Origin of the sequence: Aeromonas sp. 61P (assembly GCF_051919545.1) — a bacterium.
Classification (GTDB): Bacteria; Pseudomonadota; Gammaproteobacteria; order Enterobacterales; family Aeromonadaceae; genus Aeromonas; species Aeromonas veronii.
On sequence record NZ_JBQBEL010000001.1, the window covers coordinates 1,424,994 to 1,443,517 of the forward strand.

Here is an 18,524-nt window from a genome sequence, read left to right on the forward strand (position 1 = left end):
CTCATCATCAGGGCGGCCGTCTGTTATGGGGCCGAGGTTACTCCTCGATAAAGGTCCACTCATCCTTGATGCGGCTGATGGCATCGGTGCGCTTTTTGGCGAGCTGCTCCTTGATCTCTTCCCCTTTGAAACCGGCCGCCACTATCTCTTTCACCGGCACCGCCTGGGCGGCAGCCAGCGCTTCGGCCACATAGTCCGGCTCGGCGTAGACCCGCTCCTCGAAACCGGTGCGGCCATGGAAGTCGGCGCGGCAGGCATCCAGCAGCTGGGCAAAGCGCTCGGGGCGGCGCCAGGCATCGGCCTTGTCGAACACCTTGAGCAGGGTGGCTGGCTTGAGCTCAAAGGCGATATGGATGTGGGTATGCAGATCGCTCACCAGCAGCGCCAGATCCCGGCACTCGTTGGGAACCCGGAACCGCTCGCACAGTGCGCGAATAAGCGGCAGCCCCTTCTGGCCGTGACCGTGATGGCTTGGCCAGAACTCCTGGGGGGTCACTCCCTTGCCAAGGTCGTGGCAGAGGGCAGCAAAGCGGACGGTCAATTCCGGGGAGATCCGGCACGCCTGCTCCAGCACCATCAGGGTGTGGATGCCGGTGTCGATCTCCGGGTGCCACTTGGCCGGGGCGGGGACGCCAAACAGCGCATCAATCTCTGGGAACAGCGCCTTCAGGGCGCCGCACTGGCGCAGCACCTCGATAAAGATCTGCGGGGTCGGCCCCAGCAGCACTTTTTCCAGCTCCTTCCAGACCCGCTCCGGCGTGAGGTGGGCCAGCTCGCCAGCGGCCGTCATCTCGCTCATCAGGGCGAGAGTTTCCGGCGCTATGGTAAAGCCCTGAGCGTGGAAGCGGGCGGCGAAGCGGGCGACCCGCAGGATACGCAGCGGATCTTCGGCAAAGGCAGGGGAAACGTGGCGCAGCAGCCGTTTTTCCAAATCCTCGATGCCGCCGTAGGGATCGTGGAGCTGGCCCTGATCATCCTCGGCGATGGCGTTGATGGTGAGATCCCGGCGCAGCAGATCCTGCTCCAGGGTCACATCGGGGGCGGCGTGGCAGACAAAGCCGATGTAGCCCTGACCCTGTTTGCGTTCGGTACGGGCGAGGGCATACTCCTGCTGGGTTTTGGGGTGAAGAAATACCGGAAAGTCGCGACCGACCTGGGTAAAACCCAACGCCAGCATCTGCTCCACGGTGGCGCCGACCACCAGATGATCCCTGTCGCCCTGCGGCAATCCCAGCAGGCGATCCCGCACTGCGCCCCCAACCAGATAAGTCTGCAAACCGTCTCTCCCGTCATCAATCGTGGGGCCGAGTATATCGTCTTTGTTACCGCTTTGCTGCCTGGCCACCACCTGCCCGCAGCGTCAGTCAGCGCGGCTTTGACTTGGGCGTGACGAGGCCTTACGCTGCCGCACCAGACAGCTGGCGCTGTGCTGCGGGTTGACTGTATGCCCGCTCAGGCCAGATGAGCCGAAGGAACCGCAGAGTTCCCCTTATATCAACGACATGAGAACAACGTGAATCAATCAACCTTCGCAAGCCGGGTTCTGGAGTGGTACGAGCTTCATGGCCGCAAAACCCTGCCCTGGCAGCAGGAGAAGACCCCTTACCGGGTCTGGGTCTCGGAGATCATGCTGCAGCAGACCCAGGTCGCCACAGTCATCCCCTACTACCAGCGTTTTATGGCGCGCTTCCCCGATGTGGTGGCGCTGGCCGATGCCCCTGTCGACGAGGTGCTGCACCACTGGACCGGGCTTGGCTACTACGCCCGGGCCCGCAACCTGCACAAGGCGGCTCAGCAGATCCGCGATCACCACCATGGTCTCTTTCCCGAGCGCTTTGACGAGGTGATGGCGCTGCCGGGGATTGGCCGCTCAACCGCCGGGGCCGTGCTGTCGCTCTCTCTGGGTCAGCCCCACGCCATCCTTGATGGCAACGTGAAGCGGGTACTCACCCGCTGGCTGGCGCTGCCGGGCTGGCCCGGTCAAAAACAGGTGGAGAACGAGCTGTGGGAGATCGCCATCCGGCTCACCCCCAAGCTGGGGGTGGCGCAATACAATCAGGCGATGATGGATATCGGGGCGACAATCTGCACCCGCAGCAAGCCTGCCTGTGATCGCTGTCCGGTGCGGGCCGATTGCCAGGGGCTGTCGCAAGGCAAGCCTACCGCTTATCCCAACAGCAAGCCCAAGAAGAGCATTCCGGCCCGTGACGGCGTCATGCTGCTGATCCGTCACGGCGATGAGCTGCTGCTGGAGAAGCGGCAGCCGCAGGGGATCTGGGGCGGGCTCTACTGCTTCCCGCAGGTGGCCTCGCTGGCGGAGGTGGATGGTCTGCTGGCGTCCCTCGGCCTGAGCCATCACCGTTATCGTGAACTGGCCGGTTTTCGCCATACCTTCAGCCACTTCCATCTCGATATTCAGCCGTTGCTGATTGACATTGATGAGGCGCAGCCGCTGCGGCTCATGGAAGCAGATAACCGACTCTGGTATAACTTACGCCATCCTGCCGAGGTGGGGCTGGCGGCCGCCACGGCCCGTCTGCTCGCCTATCCAGAGTTACAACCATAGAGGTCAACATGAGCCGTACTGTATTTTGCCAACGCCTGAAAAAAGAGGGCCCGGGTCTGGATTTCCAACTCTATCCCGGTGAGCTCGGCAAGCGGATTTTTGACAACATCAGCAAGGAAGCCTGGGCCGAGTGGCAGAAGAAGCAGGTGATGCTGATCAACGAGAAAAAGCTCAACATGATGAATCTTGAGCATCGCCAACTGCTGGAAAAAGAGATGGTCAGCTACCTGTTTGATGCAGGTGAAGTGCAGATCGAAGGTTACACCCCGCCTGCCCAGTAAGCTCTCCGGCTGTTGTACGTGTGAACAGGTGCGGAAATGGCGCCACACTGGCGTGACCGCTCCTGAAGTCGCAGCAAATGAATGATGGGCAGCTCTGCTGCCCGGTTTGAGGATCCTATGGGCCGAATTTTTTGGCTGCTGTGCACCCTGCTGTTTCTCTCTGCCTGCTCATCCTCCCCCAAGCCCAGCGGGAGTGAGGATGACGATCTGGTCAACGGCAAGGACATCCGCGGTTTTGAACACATGATCAGCGCGCTCTCCCATAACGTGAACGAGATATGGGGGCGGGAGGCGCTGTTTGCGGGCAAGTTTGACTACGTAAAATACACGGATCAGTACAAGAGCCGGGCCCACATCGACTTCTCCAGCGGCCACATCATGGTGGAGACGGTCTCGGGCATCGATCCCCGCGCTCACCTGCGTCGCGCCATCATCGAGACCCTGCTGACGCCGGACGATCCGGCCGAAGTGGATCTTTACTCCGACCGGGAAATTCTGACTGGTGGCGAGCCTTTCCTCTACGGTCAGGTGCTGGACAACCAGCGCCAGCCAATCCGCGCCTCCTGGCGCGCCGAGCGTTATGCCGATTACCTGCTCAACACGGCGATGAAGAAGCGCACTTTGGGGATTCGCACCATCTTCTTCGTCGATATTCCCATGGTGGCCAACCATGAAGATCGACGGGGCTACAAGTATGCGGGGATCATCCGGGAAGCGTCGCGCAAATACGGCGTGCCGGAGAGCCTGATCTATGCGGTGATCAAGACCGAGAGCAGCTTCAACCCCTATGCGGTGAGCCATGCCAACGCTTATGGCCTGATGCAGGTGATCCCGGCTACCGCCGGTCGTGACGTCTATGTTCGGGTCAAGGGCAAGAACGGCCAGCCGACCCGGGAGGAGCTGTTCAACCCGGCCTACAACATCGATGTTGGTACCGCCTATCTGCACCTGTTGCAGACCGTCTATCTGGCGGATATTCAGGATCCGCGCTCCCGTCGCTATGCGGTGATCTCCGCCTATAACGGTGGTGCTGGCGGGGTGCTCAATACCTTCTCCAGCGATCGCAAGGCGGCGCCGGGCCGGATCAACCGGCTCTCCCCCGAGGCGGTCTATCAGGTGTTGACCGAGCAGCATCCCAAAGAGGAGGCGCGCCGTTACCTCTACAAGGTCAATCAGGCCGAGAAGGGGTTCAAGAGAGCCTTTGCCAGTCGGGCCGGTTAAGCGGTGACGCTGGGTTAACCATGCAAAAGGGCGCTTGATATCAAGCGCCCTTTTAACGTCTGGCCAGTTCGTCGTTGAAGTGGCCTTATTTGGCGATAAAGCCGCCCTTGGTCTGCGGGGCCGCGCCCACTTTCTCCAGGGTTTTCACTTCCACTTCGGTTTTGTTCCAGCTGTGGTCCACTTCACCACGGATGCGGATCTGATCATCCGGGCCCACTTCGGTGCCACGCCACACATCCTGATCCACTTCGACCTCCACCTCACCGCTGGCGTCGCGGAACAGATAGTTCTCGCCGCCCAGGTGCTTGACCAGTTTCCCTTCCAGGGTGGCCCAGCTGTCATCGGCCAGATCTTTCAGTTGAGCAACGGAAACCTTGTTCTGCTCCTGCGGGCCGGTATAGGCCGCCATGGCAAAAGAGGAGACAGACATCAGGGTCAACAGTCCGATTACGCTTGCGCTTGCCTTGTTCATTTCATACTCCTGTCGTTGGTATGGGGGCATTGTGCCGGGGGGGGCGTGAAACAAGCGTGAAAGAAATAGGCTGGTGTGATTGTCTGTTTTGTGAGCGCAAGCGATTTCATCGGTGGCGGAACATGTGTGATTTCATCTGGAACTGTAATCTGTCGTCTTCACCAGAAGTCAGTGGCAGCAGACTCTTCCCATGCCTGTCGCCACTCGAGGAGAAGTCCGCAGGTCTCACCTGCTTAATCGAAGAGCATAACAATATGAAAAAATGGCTTGTTTGTTTATTGGGGTTAATGGCATTGACCGCGCAAGCGGCAGAGGGACGCCAACCTTTTTCCCGGGTTGTGATGTTTGGTGACAGCCTCTCCGACACCGGCAAGATGTACAAGAAGATGCGGGGGTATCTCCCCTCCAGCCCACCTTACTTCAACGGGCGTTTCAGCAACGGCCCGGTGTGGCTGGAGCAGTTGGGTGACGAGCGTTTCCCCGGTCTGGTCGTGGCCAACGAGGCGGAAGGCGGTGCAACCGCGGTGGCCTATAACCATCTGGGGGCTCTGAATGGCTGGCTCGGTTTCTGGTCCTGGGATCCCAAATATCAGGTGATCAACAATCTCGATTACGAGATCGATCAGTTCCTGAAAAAGGACAAGTTCCGCCCCGATGATCTGGTGGTGATCTGGGTCGGTGCCAACGACTATCTGGCCTATGGCTGGAACACCGAGCGGGATGCGGATCGGGTGATCGATACCATCCGGCTGGCATCCAACCGGTTGGTGCTCAACGGTGCGCAGCAGATCCTGCTGTTCAACATCCCGGATCTGGGGCAGACCCCGTCAGCCCGCAGCATGAAGGTGGTGGAGAAGGTGCGCCATGTGGCCAGTTACCACAACCAGAAGTTGCAGAACCTCACTCGAGAGCTGGCTCCCCTTGGCATCTTGAAGCTGTTCGAAGTGGACAAGCAGTTTGACGAGATGATGCGCGATCCTCAGCCGTTCGGGCTGAGTGACACAGAACACGCCTGCTACGGTGGTGGCTATACATGGAAGCCGTTCTCCGGCAGCGCCGCCGAGGTGGCTGCGACCCCGGCTTTGAGTGTCTCCGAAAGAGTGGCTATTGCCGGTAACCCGATCCTGGCGCAGGCGGTGGTGAGCGGGCAGGCAAAAGGGCGAGCAGCGACTCTCAACTGCGATGAGCATATGTTCTGGGATCAGGTGCATCCGACCAGGACGGTGCACAAGGTACTGAGCCAGCGTGTTGCTGACTTTATCGATCAGCACTACGAGTTTGTTCGTCACTGATATCGCTTCGGGCCAGCATGTTGCTGGCCTTTTTTCCCTTTCAGCCCTCATCTGTGCGTCTTTTTGCGTCATATCCAGTTCAAATAACAAACGTTTGTTGCTGTTTTTGTAACGTGGTTGCGTTAGAGTGTTTTTTGTTAATTGATATCAGTGACTTGAAAATAGGCTAACGTTGATATGCTGCGATCGCTTTTGGGTGGTTGCACCTATAAGACGAGGTGATATCAATCAACCTCCTCCTACATAAAGTTGCAGAGGCTCAAACATGAAAAAATCCTTGATTACCTTGCTGGTTACCGGCTTGCTGGCGGCCAATGCCCAGGCTGCCGGTCAGGACAACACCTGGTATGGCGGTGCCAAACTGGGTTGGTCCAACTTCTACGGCATTGATGAAAGCAATGCCCTGACCCTTGGCAATGAGACCAACGATGCCTTGGGTGCAGGCGTGTTTGGCGGTTATCAGATCAACAAGAATCTGGGACTGGAGCTGGGTTACGATTATCTGGGCAATTACAAATACGATGCCACTACGGCGGCAGGCGCTTTCAGTGATGAAGTAAAAGCACAGCTGGCTCAACTGACCCTGAAACTGGGCTTCCCGGTTACCGATAATCTGGATCTGTATGGTCGTGTCGGTGGCGGTTATGGCTGGGCTGATACCAAGAGCGATGTCTACAAAGATGACAGCCGCTTTGTCATGGTCGGTGCACTGGGTGCCGAGTATGCGTTCAATCTCGACTGGGCCGCTCGCCTGGAGTATCAGTACACCACCCCGTATGGCAGCCGCGATGATACCGGTCTGAGAATGGATAACGGCCTGCTCTCACTGGCAGCGGTTTATCGCTTTGGTCAGGTTGCCCCTGTGGCGCCCGCCCCGGCTCCGGAACCTGCTCCTGCACCTGTGATGGTTGAGAAGCAGTTTACCCTGAGCTCCGATGTGCTGTTTGACTTCAACAAGGCGACCCTCAAGCCAGAGGCCAGTCAGGCACTGGATAGCCTCTATAGCCAGATTGAAGAGGCGCGACCCAAAGATGGCGTGGCAACCGTAATTGGGCACACCGACCGTATCGGTTCCGATGCCTACAACCAGAAGCTTTCCGAACAGCGTGCCCAGACCGTTGCCAACTATCTGGTTGGTAAAGGGATCCCGGCCGCCAAGATCAATGTGGAAGGGCGTGGTAAATCCTCACCGGTTACCGGCGACAGCTGCGTCAGCAAGTCCAAGCGTGAGCTGATCGTCTGCCTGGCTCCGGATCGCCGTGTTGATGTGAAAGTCGAAGGTGTCAGCGAGGTGCAGGAGTAATCCTTAACACTGAGCTGATCTTCACTGGGGCTGGAATGAACAGCCCCTGTCGGAGCAAGAGAGACCAAAAAGCCAGTCAGTTGATCTGACTGGCTTTTTACATTGGCATTGCGGTCGGGCAGGGGACTAAATCAGGAAGGAAGCGGCATCACCCGGTTGCGCCCCAGCTCCTTGGCCTTGTAGAGCAGCTTGTCGGTACGTTCGACCAGACAGTCTGCGCTCTCCTGACCGTTGAACTCACCCACGCCAAACGAGGCTGTGATGTGATCGATGCGGCGGCCCGATTTGCGATCCAGAATCGACATCCGCTCGATGGCGCGGCGCATGCTCTCCGCCATCTGTCTGGCCAGCGCCAGCGAGCGATGGGGGACCAGCATGGCGAACTCCTCCCCACCCAGCCGATAGGCGGTGACCCCCTCCTTGCAGGCGTCGCGCAGCCGTTTGCTGAAGGCGCGCAGCACCTGATCGCCGAGCAGGTGCCCATATTCGTCGTTGAAGTTCTTGAAGCGATCGATATCAGCAAGGATCAGCGAGAAGAGGTGCTGGCTGCGGATCAACCCCTCCAGCTCCAGATCGAAGGCGCGGCGGTTGAGCAGGTTGGTGAGGGCATCCTCGTTGGCCAGCTTGCGTGTCTCGTTGAGCGCGGCCCGCAGCTCTTTGATCTCTTTCTCCGCATTGCTGAGCTGGTTGCGAAAGTGCATGGTGGACATGCGCACATCCCGCGATTCGCGCACCAGCTCCCGCAGGATCCCCATGGTGTCTTCCAGACTGAAGCCCTCGTCATCAATGCGGCTGAGCTTGTCAAAACTCTTGTCGAGCATCTCCTGAAACATGCCGGTATCGGAGATGGCGTCCTGCATGGAGTGGCCTAGCTCGTTGGCCATGGCGGCGAGGCTCAGTTTCATCGCCTCCATCTGCTTTTCGTCCTGAGCGGCCAGATACTGGTGATAGAGTCGCTCGCAGGTGGTGAGCGAGCAGGTTCCCTGCATTTTGACTGCCTGATCAATCGCCTGGTTGAGCTCGGGCATGCTGGCCGAGACATAGTTGTACCACAGGTGGTAATTGTCCGGCGTCGTGGGGATCTGGTACTTGATCATCAAGGGAACCGCCTGTTTGAGATAGGCGGCGGATTGGGCAAATGTGTCCTTACTCATGAGTTCTGTGTCTCATCATGCCAGCGAACTGAAGATAGTATGACAGAGAGATTGGCCAAAAGGCAGCCGATGGATGCCATTCGCCCCCCCCTCCGATATAATGGCACCGTTACCACCTACCCTAAGGCCTGCTTATGTCTCAAAAAGATCCTTTCCTCGAACGCGAGGCCGAAAAATACGATAACCCCATCGCCAGTCGCGAGTTGATCCTGGAACTCATCAAGGGCCATGAAAAGCCCATGTCCCGTGAAGAGTTGGCCAAGGTCCTCAAGCTGAAAGATGAAGAGCCGTTGGAAGCCTTGCGTCGTCGTCTGCGCGCCATGGAGCGTGATGGACAACTGGTATTCACTCGCAACCAATGTTATGCCCTGCCGGATCGCCTGAATCTGGTCAAAGGTTATGTAATCGGCCACAAGGATGGCTTCGGTTTTCTGCGTCCGGAAGGTGGTGGTCCGGATCTGTATCTGAACAACCGAGAGATGCAACGCCTGATGCATGGCGATTACGTGCTGGTACAGCCGACCGAGATCGACCGCAAGGGGCGTCAGGAAGCGCGTCTGGTGCGCCTGCTCAAGTCCCGTGAGGCAGACATTGTCGGCCGTTACTTCGTCGAGAATGGCGTTGGTTTCGTGGTGCCGGATGACAGCCGTATCGGCCAGGACATCATCATCCCGGAAGGGGAAAACAAAGGGGCTCGCCAGAGCCAGGTCGTGGTTGTGCGCATCAATCAGCGCGCCACCTCCCGCATCAATGCCGTCGGCACCGTACTGGAAGTGCTGGGCGAGAATATGGCGCCGGGCATGGAGATCGAAATTGCCCTGCGTACCCACGGTATCCCGCACACCTGGCCGGAAGAGGTGACCAAAGAGGTTGCCGGTCTCGGCGAGCAGGTGCCTGAGAAAGCCAAAGAGGGCCGCATCGACCTGCGCGCTCTGCCGCTGGTGACCATCGACGGGGAAGATGCCCGTGACTTCGATGACGCCGTCTTCTGTGAAGCCAAGCGTGGTGGCGGCTGGCGCCTGTGGGTGGCCATTGCTGACGTCTCCGCTTACGTGAAGCCCGGCACGGCGCTGGATGCCGAAGCGTATCAGCGCGGCAACTCCGTCTACTTCCCCGAGTTCGTGGTGCCCATGCTGCCGGAGGTGCTCTCCAACGGCCTCTGCTCGCTCAACCCGCAGGTTGACCGTCTCTGCATGGTGTGCGAGATGACCATCTCCGCCGCTGGCCGCATGTCCGGCTACAAGTTCTACGAAGCGGTAATGAACTCTCACGCCCGTCTAACCTACACCAAGGTTGCCGCGATCCTCGATGGCGATCCCAAGCTACGCCAGCAGTATGATCCGCTGGTGGGCCATATCGAGGAGCTGAACAACCTCTACAAGGCGCTCAAGCATGCCCGTCATCAGCGCGGTGCGGTGGAGTTCGAGAGCGAAGAGACCCGCTTCATCTTCAACGCCCAGCGCAAGATCGACCGCATCGTGCCGCTGGTGCGCAACGACGCCCACAAGATCATCGAAGAGTGCATGATCCAGGCGAACGTGGCTGCCGCCCGCTACATCGAGAAGAACGAAGCTGCCGCCCTGTTCCGGGTGCACGACCGTCCGGGTGAAGAGCGTCTGACCGGTTTCCGTGACTTCCTGGCCGAACTGGGTCTGGAGCTCAAGGGCGGTCTCGAGCCCGAGCCGAAAGATTTCGCCGAGCTGGCTGCCAAGTTTGAAGGTCGCCCGGATGCGGAGCTGCTCTCCACCATGCTGCTGCGCTCCATGCGTCAGGCCATCTATCAGGCCGACAACATCGGTCACTTCGGTCTGGCGTTGAAGTCCTACGCCCACTTCACCTCGCCAATCCGTCGCTATCCCGACCTGATCCTGCACCGGGCGATCAAGTACCAGACTGCCAAGGAGCAACAGGGCAACCTGCGCCACAAGTGGACCCCGAGCGGTGGTTATCACTACCAGCTGGAAGAAGTGGACCCGATGGGCGAGCACTGCTCCATGACCGAGCGCCGTGCCGACGATGCGACCCGCGATGTGGCCGACTGGCTCAAGTGCGAGTACATGCTGGATCACGTGGGTGACGAGTTCGACGGCGTTATCGCCAGCGTCACCGGCTTTGGCTTCTTCGTGCGTCTGGCGGAGATCCACATCGATGGTCTGGTGCACGTCAGCACCCTCACCAACGACTACTACCAGTTTGATCCCCTGCACATGCAGCTGATCGGCGAGAACTTCCGCCGCCGCTACCGTCTGGGTGACAAGGTGCGCGTCAAGGTGATGGGCGTGAACCTGGATGATCGCAAGATCGACTTCGTGATGGTCGAAGAGCCGCTCAAGGCCACCGGCAAGAACGCCAAAGAGATGGCGCGCAAGCAGGCCGAGATCAAGAAAGAGAAGGCCAAGAGCGCCCAGCGCCACGAAAAACGTAAAGAGGGCAAGGATCACGGCAAATCCGACAAGGGTGGCCGTGCCAAACCGAGCAACAGACGACCGAGCAAAAAGGCTCGCGATAAGGTGAAGGCCAAGGGGTAAGCCCTCGGCCTATGGCTTGGGTCCGGCGATCCGGGCTGAGGTAGTAAGGGGCTGATGTGATGGCCCCAGGTTATCTTCCCCAGCGCCTGATAGTCCCAGAAACGAAAAAATCCGAACCCTGTTACCGGGGGTCGGATTTTTTATGGTCAGCGAAAAGGGGAGGGGCTTAGCCCTTCGGCGGAGAGCGGCCAAGCGCCGTGCCTATGGCGAGGAGCATACTCCCTGCGCGATTGCCATTCTATATCGAAAGGTGGAAGTCCGAACTTTCCTCTTAAATATTGTTTTCAATCTTGTCAACGAACTTGGTATAAGGATTGACACCGAATTGGGTCTTAAATGCCATAAAGTTAGAGCCAACTGCTGTTGTGAACTCGGCAGTTACTTTAATTATCTCTCCTTTATTGGATAATCTGTTTTTTAAACCAGCATGTAGTGTTTTTATATTGTACGAGAGTTGCATTAATAATTCCGTCCATAGGTTAATACAAGCTTCTCGAGATAAATGCTCTTTAAAAGATATTCCGTACGGGGATTTTATTTTTGTCTCCATTAGAGTTTCAATTATTTTTCCCATAGCATTAATAACTAAGAATGAACTTCCTCTTTCATTTAAAAAAGCAGGAGCTCTTTTTCATGCTGAGGGATATCACCGATTTTTTCTTTCTGCCGTAAAGAATCTTTTAATAGGTTTGAGGCTTCAAGCAATGTGTAAATGAACAGAATGTGAGTGGCTGAAATAGATGCGTCAAATGCCAAAGAGTAAAGATCATTATCGTCCCATATCATCATTTTTTTATGATAGCTATCAGATGGACTTCCATGCCAAGCCATTAGTGCCTGAGCTGATGAATGTGCATCAATTTTTAATTTTCTATCTTTTGTTACATAACCTCTAAGGCCTCCATCGTACTCAGCTGATGGTAGGGAATTGAATTCCACTCTTAATCTCTCTTGAATGGAATCATTTGCTCTGAAGTCAGATTGTATAACTCTATTTTGGCTGTTGTTGTATCTGGTGATTGACTCAATTTTTGATTTCTGTTCACACTTAATGAATCTAACGCCAATCTTTATCTGACTAAGGTCTACGTCTGTTGGTAATGATCCAAGTGAGCCAGTTGTTTGTGCACCATTAACAATAGAAATGCCTTTGATGCTAAGTAATTTTTGGTGGTTATTTGGGTCAATTTCAAAGCTGTGAACTAAAGCAGTAATACCATTATTGAAAACAAAGAAATCAAGGGGGGTTTTAGCAGCAGATTCTTGTATGCCGGCATTTATAACTTTGTCATTATCTTTCTTATTTGCTCCCATAAAAACCACGGACATTAGCACTGAATAATTCAGTGTTGTTATGGTTTCGATATAGTTCTGCAAGCCAATCACCAGGGATTGTTGTTATGAATGAGTCCCAGTCTGTGTTGGATATTAAAAAACCATCTCTAGGTGGGTTGAAGGTTAGTTGCTTATCAATAATAATGGCCTGTTTAGAAGATTTATAGAATAAATCTAATGTTTCTAAACCTATTTCCTTTATATTTATATCTATGTTGAACTCGTGAGTCTGATATGGAAGTAATTGTGCCTTTGCTGGCTCAATGATTGGTTGCATTTGTTGTTTTATTTGTAGGCTTTCAGGTAAATTATGCAGATACCAAACATGTATCATGTTAATTTCACCTGATTTCAATGCAGCCCTTGCATCTAGCACATGAGGCCTAATACCTGTAGGTATATCAGCTTCCGGGGCCGTTAGTAAAACACCCAATGCATATGATAAATCAGCACCTTTGTTACCCTTTGCGCTGGGCTTAAAAGTTTGTGCTTCATAAGCTTGAATTAAAACGATAGAGGCTTGATCTCTATAGGTAAAAAGAATATCTGTTTTTGCATCATCAGAGCCACCTGTAACTGCAGATGATAGTGTATTTAACACATCCTCTAATCCAAAAAATAACTCGAGTGCAAATACGGAAACCTTATTCTCATTAAATACTAGTAGGTCTGGTCTGTTTGATAACGCCGTTAGGAATTGGCTATCACTGAAATTATTATATACCATGTTTACCTCATATTATAAATTTGTTTTAAGTGGGGGCTATTGGTCAATGGTTATCGCTCTCATCCCAGTATAATAGACCGTGATAGTAACTACTTCCCTTGTTAGTCTATGAGGGATGTTTTATCTCATGATGATTATCACTAAGATGATAGAAATGGAAATTTATTTTTCACTGTAAGCAAAAAGACTATAGATAATTTCTGTATTCAACTCGCCAATAGCCACGTAAAATAATGGAACAACCCCAATCAAATAAATGTTCATTTTCCAAAATAATATAAGCTTGCCTATAACTCCTCTGTAGTGTGAAACATAACGTTTGGCTATGCGGCGATAATCACTTGCCTTAGAAAATGTCCAAAGCATAATGACAACGAAAAAAATCATAGCAAAAGGTTCAGGATGCTGAAACTGTAGTGATGTTACTGCGAGAGTCAAAGCTAAAATACCTATGACATCATTAGCAAAAGAAAAATATTTGTCAGCTATTATCTCATCTTGAGAAGAGTATATCACTAGGTCACCTATGATTTTAAATACATGTAAAATGGTGAGTGTTGCTTAAATTATTATTCATTACTATGCCGCATTATCATTGTATAAGATAATAAAAAAGTGTCTTGCGGTATGGCTTTTATTGTAAGGCTAATTTGTTTGTTCAATTTTTGTTTTTAGTTGTACATAAGTTTATGTGCACAGGCATAATGCAAAGAGTAATGCTCTTATCATACTTTTTCTGCTCCGTTTTTAAAAAACTGGTATGCATGAATCATGTTGGATTATATATTTCACCATATCCTCAATAGTATGAGAACGTGTAAATCCATCACCAAATCTATGTTCAAGTTGATTTTTAGTGTGTTTTTTTCTTCAACGCAGACCAAACCCATTTGATTGTATTGCTTTCAGGAGTAATTAACTCAGCTAAGCATATTATTTGATTGAAAATGGGACTGTCACTATTTGGGGTGGGTTGTAATGGGCGACTCTCGCTTATTCACGTCATCAGGCAAGGCTACCGCCCCTGAATTTCAGCCTCCAGCCTGCTGTTGTTAACCTGTGATATGGCGTAGGCCATGACCCATGGGTGACTCCGACGAGGCTGTTGCCAAACGGCTATGTTAGCGAGCGATGCTGGAGAGGGAAGCGGGAGATGATAGTTTTCTGGGCAAGATCAATAAATTAGTCATCCTGAGCCGTGTTGAAGTCGAACATCCACAACGAAAGGGCTGATCTCCAAGGGCTGAAATTGGGACAGCTACCGTTTTGAGCGCCGCGCAGCGAGCCCACTTGTAGTCACTACCGGGCCGGGTCAGGTGCACCATAAAGGATGATGGCGCAGCCGGATCAACAGGCCTGTCATAGTTTCGGAGCTTGGCCGAGCAGCTTCCTCCTCCCTTGATGCCGGTCTCTCTGGTATGATGCGTCATCATTTAGCGACCGGTGACGAGACCTGCATCATGGTGGTCAGGCTGCCGGTACGGCCATTTTTCTTCGGGGCGCATTTATGCGACCCGACCTACGGATCTTGAACATGAGCACTGAACTGATCTACGGCATTCACGCTGTCACCGCGCTGCTGGAGCGCACCCCCGAGCGCTTCATCGAAGTGTGGGCCCTCAAGGGGCGGGATGACGACCGGCTGCAACCCCTGCTGGCCGAGCTGGAATCCCTCGGCTTGCGCGTACAGAGCGTGAACCGCAAGACCCTTGATGACAAAGCGGAAGGCAACAATCACCAGGGCATCATGGCCCGAGTGAAAGAGGCGCCGAAGCTCGCCGAGCACGATCTGGCCAGCCTGCTGGACGAGCTGGCGGCACAACAGAGCCAGCCCTTCCTGCTGGTGCTGGATGGCGTGACCGATCCGCACAACCTCGGCGCCTGCCTGCGCAGCGCCGATGCTGCCGGGGCTAATGCTGTCATCGTGCCGCGGGACAAGGCCACCGGCCTGACCCCGATCGTTCGCAAGGTTGCCTGTGGCGCGGCCGAAGTGGTGCCGCTCATTCAGGTCACCAACCTGGCCCGCACCCTGCGCGAATTGCAGGAGCGCGGCGTCTGGATTGTCGGCACCGCTGGCGAGGCCGATCACGACCTCTATCAGGCCAAACTGACCGGTCCGATGGCGCTGGTGATGGGTGCCGAGGGCAAGGGCATGCGTCGCCTGACCCGCGAGCACTGCGACGAGCTGGTGAGCATCCCGATGGCGGGGGCGGTATCCAGCCTCAACGTCTCGGTGGCGACCGGCGTCTGCCTGTTTGAAGCCGTGCGTCAGCGCCGTGCTTGATCATGCTGACTGACAGACCTCCCTTCGATTGGGCGCAGGTCGCAGATAGAGAGGAGGCCGCGCGCCTCCTCTCTTTTGCCCGCCCGCTGACCCTCAGCCCGAAAAGCTGTCTCTGGCACGCCGGCGACAGCCCGGATCTGCTGGTCAGGGTGGAGCAGGGGTTGCTGCGGGCCAAGCTGGTGCTGGAGGATGGCCGCGAGTACATCAAGGAGTTCTATTGGGAGGGGGACGAGTTTCTCGACTTTCACCACCTGCTCAGTGGCGATCCGGCCCGCTACAGCGTGGAGGCGCTGGAACCCTGCCATCTGCAGCTGTTCAGTCTGGCCGACTTGCGCCAGCTGCCCGGCTGGCCGCGCTGGTACCAGCACCTGCTGGAGGTGCAGCTGCGCATCAAGGAGGAGAAGGAGCAGTTGCTGCTGACAGGCAGCCCGCAGGCGCGCTATCAGCACTTTCTCGACAGTTTTCCTGCACTCGATGCCAGAGTGCCAGACCACCAGATTGCCGCCTATCTCGGTATCACTCCCATTAGCCTGAGCCGCATTCGCAAACGGCTGAAAGAACTTAACAAAGGTTAATGCAGGGCGCTGGTGCCGCGATTATGCTGGCAGGCCGAACTGATAAGGAGTTGCCGATGAACTGGATCCTGAAACCCTGGTCTGAACTGACCACTGACGAGTTGTATGAGTTGCTGGCGCTGCGGGCCGAGGTGTTCGTGGTGGAGCAGACCTGCCCCTTTCAGGATCTGGACGGGCTCGATCGCCGCGAAGGGGTCTGGCACCTGCTCGGCTATCAGGTCGATCTGTTGGCCGCCTATGCGCGGATCATGGCGCCCGGCATCGGCGACGAGAGCGGTTCTGCCATCGGTCGGGTGGTGACCTCACCCAAGGCGCGCGGCGGCGGTCTCGGTCACCAGCTGATCAGCGAGGCGGTCAAGGCGTGCGAGGCGCGCTGGCCGACCCACAGCATTTGGCTGGGGGCGCAGGCCCATCTGCAAGGCTTCTATGGCCAGCACGGTTTTGTGGCGGAAGGGGAAGGCTATCTCGAAGATGATATCCCCCATATGGGGATGCGCAGAGTGGTGGCATAACCACTCGTCAGAGTGATTCAGAATGCAGAAGGGCCATCCCGCGGGATGGCCCTTCTCTTTATCGCCAGGCGATCACTTCTTCTTTTTCTTTTTGGCGGACTTCTTCTTGTCGACCGGCTTTTTCTTCTTCACCGGTACCCGCGCTTCCTTGTGTTTCGGGCGCAGCTCGTCGATCACCCGGCGCTTGAGGCGCTCCTCGGTGTAGCGCTCGATCTTGGCGACCATCGCCATGTCGTGGGCTTCCACCAGGCTGATGGCACAGCCACGGTTGCCAGCGCGGCCAGTACGGCCGATCCGGTGGACGTAGACATCGGCGCCGTAGGGCATGTCGTAGTTGATGACATGGCTGACGTTCGGCAGGTCGATGCCGCGGGCGGCGACGTCGGTGGCGATCAGGAAGGGTACTTCCCCTTCGTGGAACTTGCGGATCGACTCGATACGCTTGCTCTGCTCCATTTCGCCACGGATCCAGGCGCAGGAGATACCTGCCGCCTGCAGCTGGCCGGAGAGCTCCGCCAGACGCTCGCGAGTCTTGACGAAGATGATCGCCTTCTGGGTTTCCGGATCTTTCAGGATATGGGTCAGCAGCGCCAGCTTGTGGGCGGCGTCATCAGCCAGATGGATCCACTGGGTGATGGGGCGACGCTCGCTGCGGGGCGGCTCGGCGTGCAGCTCCACCGGATCCTTGAGGATCTCGTTGGCGAACTTCTCAAGGCCGGCCCCTTCCAGGGTGGCGGAGAAGAGCATGGTGTGCTTGCGGTAGCGCGCCTCTTCCACAATGCGGTTCACATCCTTGATGAAGCCCATGTCGAGCATGCGGTCCGCTTCATCCAGCACCAGCACTTCGATGTCGTGGCTCTCGAACTCCTCTTTCTCGATGTACTCGAGCAGACGGCCCGGGGTGGCGACCACGATGTCGGTGGTCTTGGTCAGAGCAGGCAACTGCTCTTCATGGCTGACGCCACCGATGATGGTCTCGATGCTGAGGTTGGTGTGAGCCGCCAGCGCCTTGGCGTGGGCGGTCACCTGCAGCGCCAACTCGCGGGTCGGGGTCAGGATCAGCATGCGGCAGGGGCCCGGCTTGCGGCGCGGGAAGTCCAGCAGGTGCTGGAGTGCCGGCAGCAGGAAAGAGGCGGTCTTGCCGGTACCGGTCGGTGCGGATGCCAGAATATCGCGGCCGTCCAGGGCTGGCTCCAGCACCATCTGCTGGATGGTGGTGGGGCGGGTGAATCCCATCTCGGCCAAGGCCCGGTTGAGGGCTGGGTGCAGGTCGAAATCATCAAAGGACTGGCTCATGGCAATACTCGGTCATTAAGGAAACGGCAGATTATAGGCGATTATCTCGTCGGCTCCTATTGGTGAGTGTGTCTTAGCCGCTATAATCGCCCACCATTTTTGCAGATGACGGGGGCCAGATGGGACGTAGTCGCGGATTTACCTTCAAACAGTTCCATATCAATCACGATCGCTGCGCCATGAAGGTGGGCACCGATGGCATTTTGCTCGGTGCCTGGGCGCCGGTCGAACAGGCGCGTCGAGTGCTCGATATCGGCACCGGCAGCGGCTTGATCGCCCTGATGCTGGCCCAACGCAGCAGATCTGACTGCCGTCTTGATGCGGTCGAGCTGGATATTAATGCGGCCAGTCAGGCGCGGGAGAATGCGGCTGCCTCTCCCTGGGCCGATCGGGTGACCGTCATAGAGAGTGCCATTCAGGATTATCAGGCCGCCCCTTACGATCTTGTCGTCTCCAACCCTCCCTATTTCGTGGCAGGCCAGTCATTTAGCGATCCGGCGCGGGCGTTGGCCCGCCATACCGGCGCCCTCGACAGCCCCGCATTACTGGCGGCCTGCGATCGTTTGCTGAGCCCGAACGGGCAGGTGGCGCTGGTGCTGCCGACGGCGATGGCCGATGAAATTTTATGCATTTCGGCGAATTATGATCTGCATGGCATTTGTTATACAGCTGTTATCACCAGAGAGGGTAAAGAGGCAAATCGTGTTTTATTGCTACTTGGCAGAGGATTAAACAGGTGTGAGAGGGGTGAAATTGTGATCCATTCTGCTGATGGGGCCTATTCCGACAGATATATCCAACTGACCAACCCCTTCTATTTGAAGATGTAAATTTCGTCTTGAACTATTTTTTCACGCCATTATGCTGGTTCCAGATCGAGCGCCCGCTCCAGACCAGCTAAAACCACTGGTTGCGATGAAAAAACATGCGGGGCTCTTTTTTTATACCCCCTGAACACACCCGGTCAGCGACCGATAA

At 55.7% G+C, this 18,524-nt stretch carries 17 protein-coding genes; 10 read left to right on the forward strand and 7 right to left on the reverse strand.

Features of this window, described 5'->3' with window-relative positions:
- Nucleotides 1-37: 37 nt before the first annotated feature.
- A complete protein-coding gene (locus tag ACTG2O_RS06975; RefSeq protein WP_019445741.1) occupies nucleotides 38-1,276 on the reverse strand; it encodes a multifunctional CCA addition/repair protein in 1,239 nt (412 codons plus the stop codon).
- 237 nt (nucleotides 1,277-1,513) lie between these two features.
- Between ACTG2O_RS06975 and mutY the strand changes: the two genes are divergently transcribed.
- The 3 genes from mutY (at nucleotide 1,514) to mltC (ending at nucleotide 4,068) form a co-directional block, all read left to right on the forward strand.
- Complete coding sequence (gene mutY, locus ACTG2O_RS06980) at nucleotides 1,514-2,566, forward strand: A/G-specific adenine glycosylase (RefSeq protein ID WP_019445740.1); 1,053 nt, start codon at nucleotides 1,514-1,516, stop codon at nucleotides 2,564-2,566.
- An 8-nt stretch (nucleotides 2,567-2,574) separates the two neighbouring features.
- The gene (locus tag ACTG2O_RS06985) at nucleotides 2,575-2,847 is read left to right on the forward strand and encodes an oxidative damage protection protein (RefSeq protein ID WP_005335828.1); all 273 of its coding nucleotides are present in this window, start codon (nucleotides 2,575-2,577) and stop codon (nucleotides 2,845-2,847) included.
- Nucleotides 2,848-2,964: 117 nt separating this feature from the next.
- Nucleotides 2,965-4,068: a membrane-bound lytic murein transglycosylase MltC gene (gene mltC / locus ACTG2O_RS06990; protein WP_005354839.1), complete on the forward strand. Its 1,104-nt coding sequence runs from the start codon at nucleotides 2,965-2,967 to the stop codon at nucleotides 4,066-4,068.
- 85 nt (nucleotides 4,069-4,153) lie between these two features.
- On the opposite strand, the gene ACTG2O_RS06995 is transcribed toward mltC, so the two are convergent.
- Nucleotides 4,154-4,540, reverse strand: coding sequence for a YgiW/YdeI family stress tolerance OB fold protein (locus tag ACTG2O_RS06995; RefSeq protein WP_005335826.1), 387 nt, complete (start codon nucleotides 4,538-4,540; stop codon nucleotides 4,154-4,156).
- Nucleotides 4,541-4,794: 254 nt separating this feature from the next.
- On the opposite strand from ACTG2O_RS06995, the gene ACTG2O_RS07000 reads away from it, so the two are divergent.
- Together ACTG2O_RS07000 and ompA are read left to right on the forward strand one after the other, a co-directional pair.
- Nucleotides 4,795-5,832 (forward strand): SGNH/GDSL hydrolase family protein, encoded by a 1,038-nt coding sequence (locus tag ACTG2O_RS07000; RefSeq protein ID WP_439975517.1) that lies wholly within the window; start codon nucleotides 4,795-4,797, stop codon nucleotides 5,830-5,832.
- Between the two features lie 265 nt (nucleotides 5,833-6,097).
- Nucleotides 6,098-7,135, forward strand: a complete 1,038-nt coding sequence (ompA, locus tag ACTG2O_RS07005) for a porin OmpA (RefSeq protein ID WP_005335824.1) — start codon at nucleotides 6,098-6,100, stop codon at nucleotides 7,133-7,135.
- 131 nt (nucleotides 7,136-7,266) lie between these two features.
- Here ompA and ACTG2O_RS07010 read toward each other — a convergent pair whose 3' ends face one another.
- Nucleotides 7,267-8,289, reverse strand: a complete 1,023-nt coding sequence (locus tag ACTG2O_RS07010; RefSeq protein WP_439975518.1) for a GGDEF domain-containing protein — start codon at nucleotides 8,287-8,289, stop codon at nucleotides 7,267-7,269.
- Nucleotides 8,290-8,423: 134 nt separating this feature from the next.
- On the opposite strand from ACTG2O_RS07010, the gene rnr reads away from it, so the two are divergent.
- Nucleotides 8,424-10,817 carry a ribonuclease R gene (gene rnr / locus ACTG2O_RS07015; protein ID WP_021231727.1) on the forward strand — a complete coding sequence of 798 codons (2,394 nt, stop codon included), beginning with the start codon at nucleotides 8,424-8,426 and terminating at the stop codon, nucleotides 10,815-10,817.
- Nucleotides 10,818-11,426: 609 nt separating this feature from the next.
- On the opposite strand, the gene ACTG2O_RS07020 is transcribed toward rnr, so the two are convergent.
- The 3 genes from ACTG2O_RS07020 to ACTG2O_RS07030 form a co-directional block, all read right to left on the reverse strand.
- Nucleotides 11,427-12,194 carry an AIPR family protein gene (locus ACTG2O_RS07020; RefSeq protein ID WP_439975519.1) on the reverse strand — a complete coding sequence of 256 codons (768 nt, stop codon included), beginning with the start codon at nucleotides 12,192-12,194 and terminating at the stop codon, nucleotides 11,427-11,429.
- A complete protein-coding gene (locus tag ACTG2O_RS07025) occupies nucleotides 12,118-12,879 on the reverse strand; it encodes a hypothetical protein (protein ID WP_439975520.1) in 762 nt (253 codons plus the stop codon). Before ACTG2O_RS07025 ends, ACTG2O_RS07020 begins: the two co-directional genes overlap by 77 nt.
- Nucleotides 12,880-13,041: 162 nt before the next feature.
- Nucleotides 13,042-13,395 carry a hypothetical protein gene (locus tag ACTG2O_RS07030; RefSeq protein WP_128834192.1) on the reverse strand — a complete coding sequence of 118 codons (354 nt, stop codon included), beginning with the start codon at nucleotides 13,393-13,395 and terminating at the stop codon, nucleotides 13,042-13,044.
- Between the two features lie 1,018 nt (nucleotides 13,396-14,413).
- Here ACTG2O_RS07030 and rlmB point away from each other — a divergent pair.
- Genes rlmB through ACTG2O_RS07045 form a run of 3 tightly spaced genes read left to right on the forward strand, consistent with a single transcriptional unit; the run spans nucleotide 14,414 to nucleotide 16,250 of the window.
- Entirely contained in the window at nucleotides 14,414-15,163 is a 750-nt protein-coding gene (rlmB, locus tag ACTG2O_RS07035; protein WP_439975521.1) for a 23S rRNA (guanosine(2251)-2'-O)-methyltransferase RlmB, read from the forward strand.
- 2 nt (nucleotides 15,164-15,165) lie between these two features.
- Nucleotides 15,166-15,738 (forward strand): Crp/Fnr family transcriptional regulator, encoded by a 573-nt coding sequence (locus ACTG2O_RS07040; protein WP_439975522.1) that lies wholly within the window; start codon nucleotides 15,166-15,168, stop codon nucleotides 15,736-15,738.
- Nucleotides 15,739-15,794: 56 nt separating this feature from the next.
- Nucleotides 15,795-16,250, forward strand: a complete 456-nt coding sequence (locus ACTG2O_RS07045; protein ID WP_439975523.1) for a GNAT family N-acetyltransferase — start codon at nucleotides 15,795-15,797, stop codon at nucleotides 16,248-16,250.
- A 72-nt stretch (nucleotides 16,251-16,322) separates the two neighbouring features.
- On the opposite strand, the gene srmB is transcribed toward ACTG2O_RS07045, so the two are convergent.
- A complete protein-coding gene (srmB, locus tag ACTG2O_RS07050) occupies nucleotides 16,323-17,546 on the reverse strand; it encodes an ATP-dependent RNA helicase SrmB (protein ID WP_005335816.1) in 1,224 nt (407 codons plus the stop codon).
- 119 nt (nucleotides 17,547-17,665) lie between these two features.
- Between srmB and ACTG2O_RS07055 the strand changes: the two genes are divergently transcribed.
- A complete protein-coding gene (locus ACTG2O_RS07055; protein WP_139402735.1) occupies nucleotides 17,666-18,376 on the forward strand; it encodes a tRNA1(Val) (adenine(37)-N6)-methyltransferase in 711 nt (236 codons plus the stop codon).
- Nucleotides 18,377-18,524 lie beyond the last annotated feature (148 nt).